20 protein-coding genes are annotated in these 14,773 nt (G+C 70.8%); 8 read left to right on the forward strand and 12 right to left on the reverse strand.

Annotated features, from left to right (window positions below; translation table 11 throughout):
- Window positions 1–26: 26 nt before the first annotated feature.
- The 12 genes from ACL58G_RS13765 to sctU all read right to left on the reverse strand — a co-directional run bounded on the left by ACL58G_RS13765 (window position 27) and on the right by sctU (window position 8,800).
- Window positions 27–254, reverse strand: coding sequence for a hypothetical protein (locus ACL58G_RS13765; RefSeq protein ID WP_413384307.1), 228 nt, complete (start codon window positions 252–254; stop codon window positions 27–29).
- A gap of 49 nt (window positions 255–303) precedes the next feature.
- Window positions 304–759: a CesT family type III secretion system chaperone gene (locus ACL58G_RS13770; protein ID WP_413345069.1), complete on the reverse strand. Its 456-nt coding sequence runs from the start codon at window positions 757–759 to the stop codon at window positions 304–306.
- Window positions 760–859: 100 nt separating this feature from the next.
- Entirely contained in the window at window positions 860–1,009 is a 150-nt protein-coding gene (locus tag ACL58G_RS13775) for a hypothetical protein (protein ID WP_413345067.1), read from the reverse strand.
- Between the two features lie 101 nt (window positions 1,010–1,110).
- Window positions 1,111–1,344 (reverse strand): hypothetical protein, encoded by a 234-nt coding sequence (locus ACL58G_RS13780; protein ID WP_371764333.1) that lies wholly within the window; start codon window positions 1,342–1,344, stop codon window positions 1,111–1,113.
- Window positions 1,345–1,354: 10 nt separating this feature from the next.
- Window positions 1,355–2,332: an HrpD5 family protein gene (hrpD5, locus tag ACL58G_RS13785; RefSeq protein ID WP_440967340.1), complete on the reverse strand. Its 978-nt coding sequence runs from the start codon at window positions 2,330–2,332 to the stop codon at window positions 1,355–1,357.
- Window positions 2,333–2,374: 42 nt separating this feature from the next.
- Complete coding sequence (locus ACL58G_RS13790; RefSeq protein ID WP_440967342.1) at window positions 2,375–3,226, reverse strand: hypothetical protein; 852 nt, start codon at window positions 3,224–3,226, stop codon at window positions 2,375–2,377.
- Window positions 3,223–3,483: a type III secretion system export apparatus subunit SctS gene (gene sctS, locus ACL58G_RS13795; protein WP_413346110.1), complete on the reverse strand. Its 261-nt coding sequence runs from the start codon at window positions 3,481–3,483 to the stop codon at window positions 3,223–3,225. Before sctS ends, ACL58G_RS13790 begins: the two co-directional genes overlap by 4 nt.
- A gap of 4 nt (window positions 3,484–3,487) precedes the next feature.
- Complete coding sequence (sctR, locus tag ACL58G_RS13800) at window positions 3,488–4,135, reverse strand: type III secretion system export apparatus subunit SctR (RefSeq protein ID WP_413346112.1); 648 nt, start codon at window positions 4,133–4,135, stop codon at window positions 3,488–3,490.
- Window positions 4,119–5,186, reverse strand: a complete 1,068-nt coding sequence (gene sctQ / locus ACL58G_RS13805; protein WP_440967344.1) for a type III secretion system cytoplasmic ring protein SctQ — start codon at window positions 5,184–5,186, stop codon at window positions 4,119–4,121. The genes sctR and sctQ overlap by 17 nt, the downstream gene beginning before the upstream one ends.
- 8 nt (window positions 5,187–5,194) lie before the next feature.
- Window positions 5,195–5,803 (reverse strand): type III secretion system protein SctP, encoded by a 609-nt coding sequence (sctP, locus tag ACL58G_RS13810; protein WP_440967345.1) that lies wholly within the window; start codon window positions 5,801–5,803, stop codon window positions 5,195–5,197.
- A 12-nt stretch (window positions 5,804–5,815) separates the two neighbouring features.
- Complete coding sequence (locus ACL58G_RS13815; RefSeq protein WP_413384317.1) at window positions 5,816–7,732, reverse strand: FHIPEP family type III secretion protein; 1,917 nt, start codon at window positions 7,730–7,732, stop codon at window positions 5,816–5,818.
- A 3-nt stretch (window positions 7,733–7,735) separates the two neighbouring features.
- The gene (gene sctU, locus ACL58G_RS13820) at window positions 7,736–8,800 is read right to left on the reverse strand and encodes a type III secretion system export apparatus subunit SctU (RefSeq protein WP_440967348.1); all 1,065 of its coding nucleotides are present in this window, start codon (window positions 8,798–8,800) and stop codon (window positions 7,736–7,738) included.
- Window positions 8,801–9,019: 219 nt separating this feature from the next.
- Between sctU and ACL58G_RS13825 the strand changes: the two genes are divergently transcribed.
- Genes ACL58G_RS13825 through sctT form a run of 8 tightly spaced genes read left to right on the forward strand, consistent with a single transcriptional unit; the run spans window position 9,020 to window position 14,749 of the window.
- Window positions 9,020–9,490, forward strand: a complete 471-nt coding sequence (locus ACL58G_RS13825; protein WP_440967349.1) for an HrpB1 family type III secretion system apparatus protein — start codon at window positions 9,020–9,022, stop codon at window positions 9,488–9,490.
- A 10-nt stretch (window positions 9,491–9,500) separates the two neighbouring features.
- Window positions 9,501–9,908, forward strand: coding sequence for a hypothetical protein (locus tag ACL58G_RS13830; RefSeq protein WP_440967350.1), 408 nt, complete (start codon window positions 9,501–9,503; stop codon window positions 9,906–9,908).
- Window position 9,909: 1 nt separating this feature from the next.
- On the forward strand, window positions 9,910–10,677 hold the full coding sequence (sctJ, locus tag ACL58G_RS13835) for a type III secretion system inner membrane ring lipoprotein SctJ (RefSeq protein WP_440967352.1): 768 nt from the start codon (window positions 9,910–9,912) through the stop codon (window positions 10,675–10,677).
- Window positions 10,674–11,288 carry a hypothetical protein gene (locus ACL58G_RS13840; RefSeq protein ID WP_440967354.1) on the forward strand — a complete coding sequence of 205 codons (615 nt, stop codon included), beginning with the start codon at window positions 10,674–10,676 and terminating at the stop codon, window positions 11,286–11,288. Before sctJ ends, ACL58G_RS13840 begins: the two co-directional genes overlap by 4 nt.
- Window positions 11,285–12,109 carry a type III secretion system stator protein SctL gene (gene sctL, locus ACL58G_RS13845; RefSeq protein WP_440967356.1) on the forward strand — a complete coding sequence of 275 codons (825 nt, stop codon included), beginning with the start codon at window positions 11,285–11,287 and terminating at the stop codon, window positions 12,107–12,109. Before ACL58G_RS13840 ends, sctL begins: the two co-directional genes overlap by 4 nt.
- A complete protein-coding gene (sctN, locus tag ACL58G_RS13850) occupies window positions 12,106–13,428 on the forward strand; it encodes a type III secretion system ATPase SctN (protein ID WP_413384331.1) in 1,323 nt (440 codons plus the stop codon). Before sctL ends, sctN begins: the two co-directional genes overlap by 4 nt.
- Window positions 13,425–13,922: a hypothetical protein gene (locus ACL58G_RS13855; RefSeq protein ID WP_413384333.1), complete on the forward strand. Its 498-nt coding sequence runs from the start codon at window positions 13,425–13,427 to the stop codon at window positions 13,920–13,922. The genes sctN and ACL58G_RS13855 overlap by 4 nt, the downstream gene beginning before the upstream one ends.
- Complete coding sequence (gene sctT, locus ACL58G_RS13860; RefSeq protein ID WP_413384336.1) at window positions 13,919–14,749, forward strand: type III secretion system export apparatus subunit SctT; 831 nt, start codon at window positions 13,919–13,921, stop codon at window positions 14,747–14,749. The genes ACL58G_RS13855 and sctT overlap by 4 nt, the downstream gene beginning before the upstream one ends.
- The last annotated feature ends 24 nt before the right edge of the window (window positions 14,750–14,773 follow it).

Genomic DNA, 14,773 nt, shown 5'->3' on the forward strand with positions numbered 1-14,773 from the left:
GCAAGCGTCGCCCGCGCGGGGCGGGACTAGAACTTGTCGGGATCGTCTTCGTTCATTTCGGCGCGGCGCCGCTTGGCGCCTTGCAGGATCTTCTGCAGCATCATGATGCCGAGCGTGCCGATGGCCTGGTCCAGCGCGTCCTGGTCGGCCTGATCCTTGTCTTTGTCCTTGCTCTTGTCCTTCGTCTTGTCGGTCTTCTCCGGCTTCTCTGGCGGCGAAGGCGGTTTGCTGCCGGTCCTGCTCGTGGATGTCATGTCGTCCTCCTGAGATTGTTGGTGGTGAGTGATGGGGAAAGGTCCTGGCTCAGGCGCGCAGCCAGACATAATCGCCGCGTGCGAGGTTCTCGAACATGTCGTCGCGCGCCTTGAAGATGTTGTCGCGCCAGTAGCGCCCGTGTTCGACGTAGTGGTCGATCAAGCCGAGTAGCCACTTGCCGTCGACCTCGTCGTTGAGTGCCACGCGGGCAATCAGGACGATGGCGCCGGTCTCGACTTCCAGGCCGAGCTGCGCCTGGTCCTGCGCGTAGACGGCGAGGTTCGCTTCGAGAAGCAGGCGGAACACCCGCAGCGTCCGGCCCGCGGTGACGACGCCGTACTGGAACGTCACGTACACCGCATCGCCGTCTTCCTCGAAGTGGTCGATCGCCACGTCGAAGCTGTCGATGTCGAGCACGCCGCGCGCGAGCACCTCGTCGGCGCCGGGCACGTCGCGCAGTGCGCAGATTTCGCGGATCAGTTCATCGCGTCGTTCGAGGCTCATCGTTCGTTTTCCGTCGCACAGGTGAAAAAAAAGCCGGCCGGGAGCGGGTTGCGGCTCCCGGCCGGCGCGCCATGCGCGGCCCGATGGCGCGCCGTGGACGTTACTGGACGATGTCCTTCGCCGCCTTCAGGCCCATCGTGCTGATTTTGGCGTGCAGGGTGGCCAGGTTGATCGCGTTTTCGGCTGCTGCGGCGGCTTCGATCGCTGCGATTTGGGCGCCGGTGTTCAGAACTACGGGTGCGTCTGCCATGATGTTTCTCCTGAAAGTAAGTGGATCACTGCTGGATATGCGTGCGGCAGTACCGCACACACTGGTTTGCCGGCTGTGCGCTTGGCACATGGCTGGCGGAACTACTGGATCGCCAGGCGGCACAACTGTGCCGCGGCGCGGAATCCATCGGCCACCGCGCGCCCGGCCTGGGCCTCGGTGCTTGCCGTGTCGGTCGAGCGCGCGGCGCACGCATCGGCCAGGTCGTCGAGGGCCTGCGCCGCGGCGCGGACCTCGTGGTGGCGGCGGGCCTGGCTGCCCGCCTGGGGCAGGTCGTCGAGCACGTCGATCAATGCTTCGGTCATGACTTCGTACATTGCGGTCTCCTTATTGCAAGGTGGTGTTGCCGGAAGCGTCGGCCAGGAAATTCTTGGTGCCGTCGCTCGATTCGATGTAGCGCACGCTGTCGGCATTCAGGGCCGAATCGACCTTGCCCGCGACCGCCAGTTCGTCGATGCGCTCGACCTTGACCCCGACCGTGAGCGGCAGCGGCGCCATGTCGTTGCGGAAGCGCTCGACCACGTCGCGCACCGCGCCGGGCTGGCGCGCCGTGCCGGTGACCTCGAAGCGCCCGGCACCGGCGTAGCGCACCTTGACGTTCGGCTCGTGCAGCGATTCGGCCAGTTCGCGGGCGATGTCGTCGGCCGGCTTGACCTGCCAGCGCAGGCGGCTGCCGGCGACGCCGCGCAGGCTGGCGTGCGCCCTGCGGGCCGCCGCGCCGTTCGCCACGATGCCGCTGACGACGAAGCCGCTCGCCTGCTCGCGCAGCTCGATGCCGGGTTCCTGCAGGCGGTCGAGCGCGCCGCGCACGTCGCGCAGGCTGGCCTGCGCGAGCGGATGAGTGGCTGCCTGCGACGCGGTGCCCACGGTCAGCGCCAGGGCGCCCGCGCCGAGGGACCCGACCAGCATCGCCACCAGTCCGGTGCGCATCCACGAGGCGCGCGGGGCCGGCGGAACGGTCACCGGTTCGTCCGCGGCGGCATCGGCGGCGGCCGGCGCGGCGAGCATCGTCTCGAGCAGCTGCACGTCCGACGGCCACAGTGCATCGTCCGGGCCGGCGCACAGCACCACGTCGCCGAAGCGGCGCGGGGTGAAATCGTCGAGCGTGGACGGGACATCGGCCGCGCCAGCGGCGGCGATCGTGACCCTGTCTTGTGCGTCGGTTGCCAGTTGCATGGTCCCCTCGTTCCAGTCTTGAATCAGGATGTCGGCCGTTGCTTCCGCGCCGATCGACATCGTCGTTGGATTCAACTTTATCCGGGCGCCGGCGTGGAAGCCGGTCAGGATGCGAAGTTCTTTGGTCATGAGCGAATCTCCTTGTTCAATGTGATGCGGTTGCGGCGGCGCCTACCAGCCGCGGCCGCGGCGGATCAGGGCGGCGAGCGCGGATACGCCGAGTGCGCGGCCTTCGCTCGTCCGGCGGCGGCCCAGGTTCAGCAGGACGATCGGCAGCAGCAGGTTGACCGACTCCTCGGCGTCCGTCAGCGGGCGTTTCGGGCCGGCCGGCCTGGCCGCGACCACCAGGCGGTCACGCACGTCGGCCAGCGTGGTGGGACGCGCGCGCTCGGCCTCCGGGAGCGCGAGGAATTCGCGCACGATGGCCAGGATCGGGTACGTGGGGCTGGCGGCCGGGGCCGCGCCCGGCGCGGCGGTGCGCTGGGCCGCGGCGGACAGTGCCAGCAGCGCGCGTTCGGCGCGGGCCTGCGCATCCTTGCTCGCCGCCGCGGCGCGCCATTGCATGAGCAGGCGCGTGGCGTCGCGCGCCGGGCGCGCCAGCGCGCGCATCGTCCAGCGGGGAGCGCTGTGCGCCGCGTCGTCGGCGGCGGCCTGCTGCCGTGCGAAGCCGCCGGCGCCGCCGGGGTCGCGCCCCTGCGACGACGACTGCTGGTCGCGCGCGCCGCGTTCGCCGGTCTTCGCCACCTGCTGGTCGTCGCGCACCAGGTGCTGCTCGAGCATCATCAGCAGGTCTTCGCTTTCGGCGCTCAGGTCGGTGCCGTGCGGATTGTCGGCGTCGCGCTTCTTGCGTCCGGCGGCGCGACGGGCGACCGTTTGGCCGAGCCGGGGGCGGCGCGGTTGCGGCAACAGCGGCTGCAGTCCCTGCGGCGCGGGCTGGTCGGTCTGGGTGGCCGGCCGGGGCGTCTCCGGCGCGGCGGTGGGGAGGGGCGGCAGCCAGCCGCCGCCGATGCGCTGGATGCTCATACGAACATGACCTCCCACAGGCTGCGCGCGAAGCTCAGCACCGCCATGCCGCCCCACGGCGCGCTGACCATGATGGCGACGGTGACGATCACCAGTTTCACGCTTTGCGAAATGCTGGAATCCTGCAGCGACGTGATCGCCTGCAGGAAGGCGACGACGAGGCCCGTGAGCGCCGCCACGGCGACGGCCGGCAGGGACACCATCAGGCACAGCTTCAGCGCCTGGGCGGTCAGGTGGGTGAGGTTATCGTATTCCATGACGTCACTTGTAGGTGGAGATCAGGCCGTGGACCAGCATCGACCAGCCGTCGAGCGAGACGAACAGCAGCAGCTTGAACGGAATCGCCACGTTCGTCGGACTGACCTGCGACAGGCCGAGCGCCATCAGCACGTTCGCGACGACGAGGTCGATCACGATGAACGACAGGTACAGCAGGAAACCGATCTTGAAGGCGGCCGTGAGTTCGCTCAGGATGAACGCCGGCGCCAGCACGATCAGGTCGTCTTCCTTGAGTTCGGCCGCGCGCCCGGGCGGCCAGATCTGGCGCGCCGAGCGCAGGAAGAAGGCCTTCTCGCGCTCCGTCGCATGGGCCTTCAGGAAGGCCCGGAAGGGCTCGCGCCCGGCGTCGAGCAGCGGCATGACCTGGGCCCCGGCCGCCGTTTCGCCCGGCAGGTGCGCGCGGTGCATGGCGTCCATGCCGACCGGCGCCATCACGAAGCACGTCACGATCAGGGCGACGCCGTTCAGGACCGAGTTGGGCGGGACGCCCTGCAGCCCGAGCGCGTTGCGCAGGAGGCCCAGCACCACCACGATCTTGGTGTAGGACGTGACCACCATCGCCACGAACGGCAGGACCGCCAGCGCGAGCGCGGCGACCAGCAGCGAACCGACGTCAGGCGCGGCGTTCATCGGCGTTCGCGATACGGCGGATGTGCAGGCCGAGCTGGTCGCCGATGGCGACGAGCTCCCCGAAGGCCAGGGTCTGGCCGTGCGCCACGAGCCGGATGTCGGCGTCGGCCAGCGCGACCGGCAACGCGAGGATATAGCCCGGCTGCAGGGCGGCGATCTGCCCGATCGGCAGGTTCACCGTCACCACTTCGATGTGGACCGGCAGTTCGACGTCGCTGACGTCGAGCGGGGAGGAGGCGGCATCCGGCGCGGCGCGCAGGGACAGGTCGGGATCGTGGTTCATGGCGTAGGGACTGCTCTCCAGGATGACGTTGCGGGAATCGATGCGCGCGTGCGCATGGACGGCGTGACCGTTGGCGGCGCCCCACAGCAGGGTCGCCTGGCCGAGCGCCGCGTGCGGCGCGAAGCCCGGGGCCGCTGGCCACCCGAGCAGCACGTCGCCCGGACGCAGCGTGCGCAGCAGCGCGGGCGTGGTGTGGCGGGTGCGCAGGCGCAGGCGGGTCGGCAGGGCCAGCGCCGCCAGCGCCGGGGTCAGGACGCCGCGGCCGCGCGGGCCGATGCGCTCCGCCAGCGCGGCGGCCAGCGCGGCGGACACGCCGGCCACGGTGGCGCCCGTCGTGGCCCCGGTGGCGGCCCCGGTGGCGGCGCCGTCGTGGTCGTATTCGAGGTGCAGCACGCCGGCGCGCGAGGCGGACGGCGCGGCGAGGCGCACGTCCCGTACCGCCGGCCGCGTGGCGCCATGGCGCGCCAGCGCCGCCAGCGGGCCGGCCAGGTACAGGCTGGCCACGGCGGCGCGGCACGCTGCCTCCGGTTCGAGGGCGATCGCCTCGAAGGCGGCGTCGGCGTCGACGTGGACGTGCAGCTCGCCCTGGTCGCAAGCGACGGTCAACTGCGCGGTCTTGCCGGTGCGCGGCGGTCCCTCGGGCACGGCCCGCACGGTGCCATGCAGCGCGCCGCGGGCGTCGTACAGGGCGCGTGCCAGGCTGGCCAGCGCCGGCGTGTAGCGGCGCAGCCTGTCCGCCAGCGGGGTCGTTGCCGTTGTGGTTTGCATGGGCTTCCTCAGCTCACTTCCAGGTGGACGGTGACATGGACCGCGATATGCGCGCCGAGGCGCGCTTCCAGACGGCTGCGCAATGCGGCGCCGTTGTCACAGATTAGCTGGCGGGTCCCGGTGTCGCGGGTGTCGAAGCGAAGCGATAGCGTGCCGTCCGAAAGCACCAGGTGCAGGCGGGTGCCAGGCAGGATGGCCGGATCGAGTTCGACCACGACCTCCCAGCGCCCGCCGGCGTGCTCGAGCGCGGGGCCGGTGCAAAAACGGGCGATGCGTTCGGCCAGCCGATCGGCCACCAGGTCGGCCTGCGCGGCGCGGGCGCAGTGGGCGACGAGCCGGGCGCCGAGGGCCCGGATCGAGTCGTCCGGGCCGGCGCCGGGCAGCCGCGGGCGCGGCGGCGGGGGCAGGGCGCCGCCATGGTTCGGCGCATTGCCGTCGCCGCCGTCCCGTTCCTGGCCGGCCTCGCCGTCGTCGTCGTGCGCGCCGCCGTCGTCGGCCGGCCGGTCACGCTCCAGCGCCTGGCGCGCCTGGTCGAGCAGCTGGCCGAAGCGCGCTTCGGCCGCCGGTGGTTGCGCCACCACGATGCGCAGTTCGCGCGGCGAGCGGATGCGGGTCATCGGGGCCTCCCGTTACAGGCCGAGCTGGCCGACCGGGCGCAGGTCGATGTCGCCCAGTTCCTGGAACGAATACACCTGCAGCCACGCCAGTCGCTGCGCGATCATGCGCCGGAAATAGCGCCGGATGTCCATCGACGTGACGACCGCGAGATTCGGCGGCGGATTGGCGCCGACCAGGCGTTCCAGGGAAGCCAGCAACTGGTCGATCTGCTGCGGTTCCAGGGTCAGGTAATTGCCCGCCGGGGTCTGCTTGATCGCCTGGCGAATGGTCTGTTCGACTTCGACGTCGAGCACGATGGCCGGCAGCTGGCCGCCGCCGGCGGCGCGGTGGGCGATGAAGCGGCCCAGGTCGCCGCGCACGTATTCGGTGAGCAGCAACAGGTCTTTTTCCTTGGCGCCCCAATTCACGAGGCTCTCGAGGATGGCGCGCTGGTTGCGTATCGGCACGTGTTCCTCGAGCAGGCGCTTGAGGACCTCGGCGATGCGCAGCACCGGCATGACTTTCTGCACTTCGGCCACGAGGCCCGGATACTCGGTGCCGACCCGGTCGAGGATCCACTGGGTTTCCTGGACGCCGATGAACAGGTGCGCATGCTCCCGCACCGCCACGCCCACGGCGTCGGCCAGCGCGCGCTCGGCGCGCTCCGGCCTGGCCGGCAACTCGAGCGCGGGCTGCGGTACGTCGTGCAGCATGATCTCGACCGCCATGCCGGCGAGGGAATCGGTCGTCCACACGGCGGCGCGCGGGAACGGCAGCCCCAGCTCGTCGACGAGGACGCCGCGGACGGCCGCGAATGCACGGTTCAGCTCGGCCGCATCGAGGCGGTCGGCGAGCGCGGGCGACAGGCGCACGGACAGCGGCGCGGAAAACGCCGGCGCCTGCGCGGCGATAGTCGGGGCCTGGCCCTTGGCGCCGTCGGCGCGCAGCGCGCTCAGTTCCGGGCCGGCGGCCGGCTGTTGGTCGAGCACCTGCTTGCCCATGATGCGCGCGCCGGCGAACAGCGCGGCCGCGAGCAGCAGGAACATCGGCCACGGAAAGCCCGGCACCAGCGCGAAGCCGACCAGCATGGCCGCCGCGCTGTAGAGCGCACGGGAATTCGTGCTCAGCTGCTTGACGATCTCGGTGCCGAGCGAGCGCGGCTTGCTGTGCTCGTCGGACACCCGGGTGATGAGCACGCCGGCCGCGACGGAAATCAAGAGGGAAGGAATCTGCGAGACCATCGCGTCGCCCACCGACAGCACGGCGAAGCGGTCGGCCGCGTCCGCCGCCGACATGCTGTGGTAGGTCACGCCGATGACGATGCCGGCCAGGATGTTGACCATGGTGATCACCAGCCCGGCGATGGCGTCGCCCTTGACGAACTTCATGGCGCCGTCCATGCCGCCGTGCAGCTGGCTCTCGATCGACAGCATGGTGCGGCGGCGCTGCGCCTCCTCGGCGGTCAGGTTGCCGGCGCGCACGTCGGCGTCGATACTCATCTGCTTGCCGGGCATCGCGTCCAGCGTGAAGCGGGCGCCGACCTCGGCCACGCGCTCCGACCCCTTGGCGATGACGATGAACTGGACGATGGCGATGATCAGGAACACCACCAGGCCGACGACCAGGTTGCCGCCGACGACCAGCTCGCCGAAGCTTTCGATGATGTGGCCGGCCTCGGCATGCAGCAGGATCGACTTGGTCGAGGCGATGTTCAGCGACAGCCGGAACAGCGTGGTGAACAGCAGCAGCGACGGGAACGAGTACAGCGAGGTCGCGTTGGGGATGTACAGCGTGACCATCAGCAGCAGCACGCTGATCGTGATATTGAGCGCCAGCAGGCCGTCGATCACGACGGTCGGCAGCGGCAGGATCATCAGGGCGATCACCGCGACGATGAGTACGGCGATCGAGACTTCCCCTCCCAGGTCGTTCAGGCGGAATGATTTCATGGGCTACCTCTCTGTCACGGTGTTGGGACTCGGGGCCCGCATGTCCTCGACCCACGCCAGCACGGCGGCGACCGAATCGAACAGCGGTTCCGGAATGGCGTCGTTGACGGCCACGAGGAACAGCGCGCGCGCCAGCGGCGGGTTGCCGACGATCGGCACGCCGAAGCGCATGGCCTGTTCGCGGATCACTCTGGCGTCGCCGTCGACGCCCTTGGCGATCACGCGCGGCAGGCCCGTCTCGCCGGGGTCGTAGCGCAGCGCCACCGCGTAGTGGGTCGGGTTGACCACCACCACGTTGGCGTTGGCCACCGACTCGTTCGGCGGGGCGGAGGCGTTTTCACGCCCGATCTTGCGGCGCTCGTTCTTGATGTGCGGGTCGCCTTCGGAATCCTTGTTCTCGCGCTTGACCTCGTCCTTGCTCATCTTGTGGTCGCGGATGAACAGCCAGTGCTGGATGCCGTAGTCGGCCACGCCGATGATCGCGTACAGCACGCCGGCCACGCCGAACACCTTGCACAGCACGCCCCAGGCGACGTCGGCCAGGCCGCCGACCGGCTGGTAGACCACCCCGAGCACCAGCGGCACCAGCAGCATACCGGTGCGGACCAGCACGGCGCCGATCAGCAGGGCCTTGAGCACCGCCTTGAGCAGGTCGATCAGCGAGCGCACCGAAAAGATGCGCTTCAGGCCCGAGGCCGGGTTGATCGCGTCGAACTTGAGTTCCAGCGGCTTGAACGAGGTCTGCAGGCCGACCTGCGCCACCAGCGCGCCGACCGCGGCGAGCGCCGCGACGGCCACGACCGGCAGCACGAGGGCCAGACCGTGGGTGGCCGCGGCGACGAGCGCGTCGGCCACCCGCAGGTCGTTTTGCGCGCGCTTGACGTCGAGTCCGTCGAGCAGCAGCAGGCGCAATTGCTCGGCCATGCGTCCGCCCGCGAGCGAGAAGCCCAGCCAGGCGCACAGCAGGATCGCGGCGAACGGCAGGTCGGTACTCTTGCTCGTCTCGCCGTCGCGGCGCGCGTCGCGCAGCTTCTTGTCGCTGGGTTGTTCGGTTTTTTCGTCGGACATGCGCATCCCCCTTCCGATCGGCATTGTCGGCGCCGCGGCGCGGCCGGCCGGCGGCCCGCGCGAAGCGGCGGCCCCGAACGCGAAGTCCGGGGTGGGCGAATGGGGCCCTTCGTTTGGCGCGCGGGGATTTCGGCTCCGGGCCGCGGGAAGGGACGGGCGGCCGGTAAGGTGTGCGTCATGCCGCCTGGTCCAGCGCGGCCCACCCAACAGGAGCGAACCATGTCCGTATCCCAATGCAGTAACCGCCTGATTGCGGCGTTGATCGAAGTCTTGATGTTCGGCGCCAAGCATGGCCATCTCGAGCAATCCGAACGGGTTCTCACCGCCTTGCACGTCCTGCGCCCGAATTTCGTCGAGCTGCACGCCTATGACGCCTGGATGCTGATCCGCCGCCACGACTTCGCCGGCGCGCTGCGCTACCTGCGCGACCTCGAACAGCGCCCCCTGCGCGGCGCGTTCGGCCCCTACGTCAACGCGCTGCTGGCCGTGGCGCTGTACGGGCTGCAGGATCCGTCGTGGCGCTCGTACGCCAACGACGTCATCAACCGCAACGAAGACCAGGACTCCGTCGACATCGTGAATGCGCTGCTGGGCAAGGCCAGCACGCGCCGCGCCGGCGCTGGTCCGGAGGCGCAGGTCGACCTGGCCGAATTGCAGAAAATGATGCAGCAGCGCCACCTGCGCGCCTGAGGAGCCCGTCATGACGATCCCCATCCAGCCCCTGCCGCCGATCTCCACCCTGGCGCCGCCGTCCGCGTCGCAGGCGCTTGCCCCGGCCGGCCCGCGCGCGCAGCCCGCCAGCGAGCTGGTCGACCTGTTCCGCAGCAAGCTGGACGCCGCGCGCCTGGCGCCGCCGGAGGCGTCGCGCGCGCACGGGCCGTCGGCGATGACCGAGGCCGTCACGCGCGAGGACCATGCCTTCGCCCAATTCGGCGGGCGGATCGACCGGTTTGCCGCCGAGGCGCCCTACATGTCGCAGCAGGAACTCGTTGGCGCCACCACGAAGATCCAGTTCGAGGCGGCGCAGATGGCGTGCAAGATGTACGGCGGCCAGATGGTGGCCCAGGGCGTCAAGACGTCGGTGCAGACTTTGATGAAGAACCAGTGATATGGCCAACCATGTGAACCTGCTGAAGGCGTGCGCGCTGGCGGCCGTGACGGCCCTGCTGCTGAGCGGTTGCAGCAAGCAGCTGTTCGCGCACCTGCCCGAGCGCGACGCCAACGAGATGCTGGCGGTGCTGCTCGAGGCCCAGGTCGATGCCTCGAAGCAGTCCGACGACGGCGGCAAGACCTGGAACGTCGACATCGACGGCGACCAGTTCGCCCGCGCGATGGACGTGCTGCGCGCGCACGGGCTGCCGCACCAGCGCTTCCAGAACCTGGGCGACATGTTCAAGAAGGACGGCCTGATCTCCACGCCCACCGAGGAGCGCGTGCGCTTCATCTACGGTGTCTCGCAGCAGCTGTCGGAGGTCCTGTCCCGCATCGACGGCGTGGCCTACGCGAACGTGCAGATCGTCTTGCCGAACAACGATCCGCTGGCCGCCACGGTCAAGCCGTCGTCGGCGGCGGTCTTCATCCAGTATTTGCCCGGCACGGACGTGGCCACGCTCACCCCCAACCTGAAGAACCTGGTGGTGCACGCGGTCGAGGGGCTCACCTACGACAACGTCAGCGTCACGATGGTGCAGGGCGTGGCGGCGCCGGAAGCCTTGCGCGAGTCGAACAAGGGTTCGGCCGCCTGGCGCTGGGGCGGCGCCGCGCTCGGCGTGCTCGCGCTGGCCGCCGCGCTGGCATTGCTGGCGCGCCGCTTCGGCATCTCGCTGAAGGGGGCGGTCCAGCGCGTGCTGCGGCGTTCCGGGGCCCGCGCCGCATGAACGCCGCGCCGCCGCCGGAACGCCTGGCCGACTGGCTGGCCGCCTACGAGCGGCGGGTGGCGGCGCTGGCCGCCGCGCTGGGCGAACGCGCCTGCCGCCGCCTGGGCGTGCCCGTGCCGCCCGGGGCGGGGCGCACCTGGTATGGCATACGCGCCGCCTGGCTCGGCACCCCCGCGCCCATGAGCAGTTTCGTTTCGCACGCGAATCGCCTGGCGCTGCTCGACGAGGAGGCGTTGCGGCGCGTGCTGGGCGCCCTGCGGCTGTATCCCGCGCGCGGCGCGCTGCGGCGGATCGTCTCCGGCACGCAGCGGCGCGCGCTGGCGGGCGCGGTCGGGGAACAGGCTTTCGGCGTGCTGGTGCGGCTCGGCCTGCAGGCGCCCGGGGCAAACGCGGCGCCGCCCGACGGCGACGATGCGCTGGTCGACGGCGGCCACGCGATGCTCGTGGCCGACGGGGCGTTGACGCTGGACGTGGCGGCGCGCCTGGTCTCGTTGACGCTGCAGAGTGAAGTGGACGGCCGCCCGGCCGAAGCCGCCCGAACCGGCGCGAGCACGCCTTTCCTGGCGGACGCCGCGCAGATTTTTCCGGAGTTCACATGGTTATTTGGTTGAGATCGCCGCGTGGCGGCATCGGCGTCGGGCAGGATGTCCTGCGGGCCGGCGACGTGGCCGGCCTGGTCGCCCTCGACGGTACCGCCGAGCAGTGCCGCGCGCAGGCGGAAAGCCTGATCGCCGCCGCCGAGGAGGAAGCCGAGGCGCTGCGGCAGGCCGCGCGCGACGAGGCGGCGCGGATGATAGAGGCGGCGCGCGCCGAGTACGACACGGCGGAGCAGCGCGGTTACGAGGCCGGCGCGGCGCGCGCGCTGGAAGACGCGCAGGAGACGATGCTGCGCGGCGCCGAGGAAGGGCATGACGCGCTGCTGGCGCTGCGCGAGCGCATCGCCGACGTCGTACTGCGCACGGTTGCGCGCACCTTGGGCGACGCCGACCGCGACGCGCTGTTCGCCCGCATCGGCGCCGACCTGTCGCGCCATCTCGACGACGCCTCGTACCTCGCGGTGCGCGTGGCGCCGGAGGACGTCGACGCCGCGACCCGGGCATTCCGCGCCGTGTGCGAGGAACACCGCTGGCAGCTCAATCCCATGGTGACCGCCGATCCCGACGCGGAAGCGGGCAGCTGCGTGTGCGAGTGGGACCACGGGATCGTGGCCGGCGGCCTGCCGCTGCTGCTGGACGCGCTCGAACGCGCCATCGGTGCGCTCAAGGGCGGCGCCGGGGAGAGCGGGGAAGACGGCGCCGCGGAAGAGGACGAGGAAGAGTACGCGGAAGAGGAAGAGTACGAGGACGAGGACGAGGAAGAGGACGAGGAAGAGGGCGAGGAAGACGCGGCGCACGCGGCGTACGACGACGGCGCCGACTGGGGCGCGCCATGAACGACGCCATCGCCTTCCTCGATGCGCTGGGCGGGGCGCTCGACGCCGCCGAAACGGTGGTCCGGCACGGCAAGGTGGTCGAAGCCGTCGGGACGCTGCTGAAGGTCGGCGGCATCGACGTCATGCTGGGCGAACTGTGCGAGCTGCGCGACGCGCGCGGCACGCTGCTGCAGCGCGCCGAGGTGGTCGGTTTCACCCGCCAGTTCGCGCTGCTCGCGCCGTTCGGCGACGTGACCGGCCTGTCGCGCTCGACCCGCGTGGTCGGCCTCGGCCGCCCGCTCTCGGTGCCGGTCGGCGAAGCGCTGCTGGGGCGCGTGCTCGACGGGCTCGGTCAGCCGATCGACGGCACACCGCTGCCGCCGGACGCGATTCTGCGCCCTGTGATGGCCGCCGCCCCGGATCCGCTGACCCGGCGCATGGTCGACACGCCGCTGGACACGGGCGTGCGTGTCATCGACGGCCTGCTGACGGTCGGCGAAGGCCAGCGCTTCGGCATCTTCGCGCCGGCCGGCGTCGGCAAGAGCACCTTGCTCGGCATGCTGGCGCGCGGCGCCGCCTGCGACGTCAACGTGATCGTCCTGATCGGCGAACGCGGCCGCGAGGTGCGCGAGTTCATCGAACTGATCCTCGGCGAGGACGGCATGGCCCGCAGCGTCGTCGTGTGCGCCACGTCCGACCGCTCCGCCATCGAGCGGGCCAAGGCGGCCCACGTCGGCACGGCCATCGCCGAGTACTTCCGCGACTGCGGCCTGCGCGTGCTGCTGATGATGGATTCGCTGACCCGCTTCGCCCGCGCGCAACGCGAAATCGGCCTGGCGGCCGGCGAGCCGCCCACGCGGCGCGGCTTTCCGCCGTCGGTCTTCGCCGAGCTGCCGCGCCTGCTCGAGCGGGCCGGCATGGGGCCGGAGGGATCGATCACCGCCTTTTATACGGTGCTGGCCGAGGACGAGGAGGGCAACGACCCCGTCAGCGAGGAAGTGCGCGGTATCCTGGACGGGCACATGGTGTTGTCGCGCAAGGTCGCGGCGCGCAACCGCTACCCGGCCATCGACGTGCTGCACAGCCTGAGCCGCGTGATGACCCTCGTCGCCACGCCGGAGCACTGCGCCGGCGCCGGGCACGTGCGCAAGCTGCTGGCGAAGTACGACGACGTCGAGCTGCTGCTGCAAATGGGGGAATACCAGCAGGGCACGGACCCGCTGACCGACGAGGCGATCGCGCAGCACGACCCGCTCGACGAGTTCCTCAACCAGCGCACCGACGACTTCGCGGACGGCGCGGACACGCATGACTACATCGCCGGGTTCGCACCGCAATGAGCACGGCGGCCATCGGCAAGTGGCGTGCGATCGTCGCCGCCAAGACGCGGCGCCGCGAGCGCATCGAGGAAGAGTTGACGCGCGACCGGCGTGCGCTGGCCGAGCGCGAAGCCGCCTGCGCAGCGGCTAGGCGCGAGGTGGACGAGGCCAAGGGGCGCTGCGGCGCCCACGCCGACGGCATGGCGGCGCGCTTTCGCGGCGCCGCCGCGGTGGCGGTGGCCGACTACGTGCGCCACGAAAACTGGCGCGTGGCGCTCAAGGACGCGCTCGACGCGGCCCGTAAGGAGGAGCAGAAGGCGGCCGGCGCCGTGGAACGCCACCAGGAGCGGGTGCGCGCGGCCGAAGCCCGGCTGGCACGCGCCGACGCGGCGCTCGACCGGTGCCGCGCCCGCCTGGACGAAGTACGCCGCGCCGCGGCCCATGCCGCCGAACTGGCCGCCGACGAGGAAGCGGTGGACAACCTGCTGGCCCGACGTTTTGCGAGGGAACGATGACCTACGATACCCATGCCTGGATCCGGGCCCTGATGGACTGGTACGACGCCTACCACGCGCTGATCGTGCTGGTGCTGCTCACGGGCATCCGCATCATGGTGGCCTTCGTCGTGCTGCCGGCCACCGGCGACACCGCGCTGCCGGGCACCGTGCGCAACGGCGTCGTCTACGTGCTCACGTTCTTCGTCGCCGCCGGACAGTCGCCGCAGGCGTTCGAGACGGCCGGCAGCGCGCAGCTCGTCGTCCTCGCCTGCAAGGAAGCCTTCCTCGGCCTGGCGTTCGGCTTCGCGGCCGCGCCGGTGTTCTGGATCGCGCAGAGCGTGGGCACCCTGATCGACGACCTGGCCGGCTTCAACAACATCCAGATGACCGATCCGCTGCGCGGCGACCAGAGCACGCCCGTGTCGAACCTGCTGCTGCAGCTGGTGACGACGCTGTTCTACGTCGGCGGCGGCATGAGCTTCCTGCTGGGCGCGCTGTTCCAGTCCTATAAATGGTGGCCGCCGCAGGTGATGTTGCCCACGCTGGCCGGCACGGCGGAAGCGTTCCTGATCGGCCGCACCGACACCGTGTGGACCGCACTGGCCAAGCTCGGCACGCCGGTGATGCTGGTGCTGGTGCTGGTCGACGTCGGCCTCGGCATCATGGCCCGTTCGGCCGACAAGCTCGAGCCGAACGCGCTCAGCCAGCCGCTGCGCGGCATGATCGGCATGATCATGCTGATCGCGCTGGTGGCGGTGTTCGCGTCGCAGGTGGTGGGCGACGTGCTGCTGGGCGACCTCGGCAGCCAGCTGGCGAAGGGCATGCTCGGCGGGCCGGCGCAGTAGGGTGTGCACCCCTGTGCCCACGCG

This window comes from Massilia sp. GER05, from assembly GCF_052056005.1.
GTDB classification, from domain to species: domain Bacteria; phylum Pseudomonadota; class Gammaproteobacteria; order Burkholderiales; family Burkholderiaceae_D; genus Telluria; species Telluria orientalis.

What these genes read in the sequence shown, in the direction of transcription:
- ACL58G_RS13765 (WP_413384307.1), bottom strand. Translation starts at nt 254, where the DNA reads ATGACATCCACGAGCAGGACCGGCAGCAAACCGCCTTCGCCGCCAGAG.
- ACL58G_RS13770 (WP_413345069.1), bottom strand. Translation starts at nt 759, where the DNA reads ATGAGCCTCGAACGACGCGATGAACTGATCCGCGAAATCTGCGCACTG.
- ACL58G_RS13775 (WP_413345067.1), bottom strand. Translation starts at nt 1,009, where the DNA reads ATGGCAGACGCACCCGTAGTTCTGAACACCGGCGCCCAAATCGCAGCG.
- ACL58G_RS13780 (WP_371764333.1), bottom strand. Translation starts at nt 1,344, where the DNA reads ATGTACGAAGTCATGACCGAAGCATTGATCGACGTGCTCGACGACCTG.
- hrpD5 (WP_440967340.1), bottom strand. Translation starts at nt 2,332, where the DNA reads ATGACCAAAGAACTTCGCATCCTGACCGGCTTCCACGCCGGCGCCCGG.
- ACL58G_RS13790 (WP_440967342.1), bottom strand. Translation starts at nt 3,226, where the DNA reads ATGAGCATCCAGCGCATCGGCGGCGGCTGGCTGCCGCCCCTCCCCACC.
- sctS (WP_413346110.1), bottom strand. Translation starts at nt 3,483, where the DNA reads ATGGAATACGATAACCTCACCCACCTGACCGCCCAGGCGCTGAAGCTG.
- sctR (WP_413346112.1), bottom strand. Translation starts at nt 4,135, where the DNA reads ATGAACGCCGCGCCTGACGTCGGTTCGCTGCTGGTCGCCGCGCTCGCG.
- sctQ (WP_440967344.1), bottom strand. Translation starts at nt 5,186, where the DNA reads ATGCAAACCACAACGGCAACGACCCCGCTGGCGGACAGGCTGCGCCGC.
- sctP (WP_440967345.1), bottom strand. Translation starts at nt 5,803, where the DNA reads ATGACCCGCATCCGCTCGCCGCGCGAACTGCGCATCGTGGTGGCGCAA.
- ACL58G_RS13815 (WP_413384317.1), bottom strand. Translation starts at nt 7,732, where the DNA reads ATGAAATCATTCCGCCTGAACGACCTGGGAGGGGAAGTCTCGATCGCC.
- sctU (WP_440967348.1), bottom strand. Translation starts at nt 8,800, where the DNA reads ATGTCCGACGAAAAAACCGAACAACCCAGCGACAAGAAGCTGCGCGAC.
- ACL58G_RS13825 (WP_440967349.1), top strand. Translation starts at nt 9,020, where the DNA reads ATGTCCGTATCCCAATGCAGTAACCGCCTGATTGCGGCGTTGATCGAA.
- ACL58G_RS13830 (WP_440967350.1), top strand. Translation starts at nt 9,501, where the DNA reads ATGACGATCCCCATCCAGCCCCTGCCGCCGATCTCCACCCTGGCGCCG.
- sctJ (WP_440967352.1), top strand. Translation starts at nt 9,910, where the DNA reads ATGGCCAACCATGTGAACCTGCTGAAGGCGTGCGCGCTGGCGGCCGTG.
- ACL58G_RS13840 (WP_440967354.1), top strand. Translation starts at nt 10,674, where the DNA reads ATGAACGCCGCGCCGCCGCCGGAACGCCTGGCCGACTGGCTGGCCGCC.
- sctN (WP_413384331.1), top strand. Translation starts at nt 12,106, where the DNA reads ATGAACGACGCCATCGCCTTCCTCGATGCGCTGGGCGGGGCGCTCGAC.
- ACL58G_RS13855 (WP_413384333.1), top strand. Translation starts at nt 13,425, where the DNA reads ATGAGCACGGCGGCCATCGGCAAGTGGCGTGCGATCGTCGCCGCCAAG.
- sctT (WP_413384336.1), top strand. Translation starts at nt 13,919, where the DNA reads ATGACCTACGATACCCATGCCTGGATCCGGGCCCTGATGGACTGGTAC.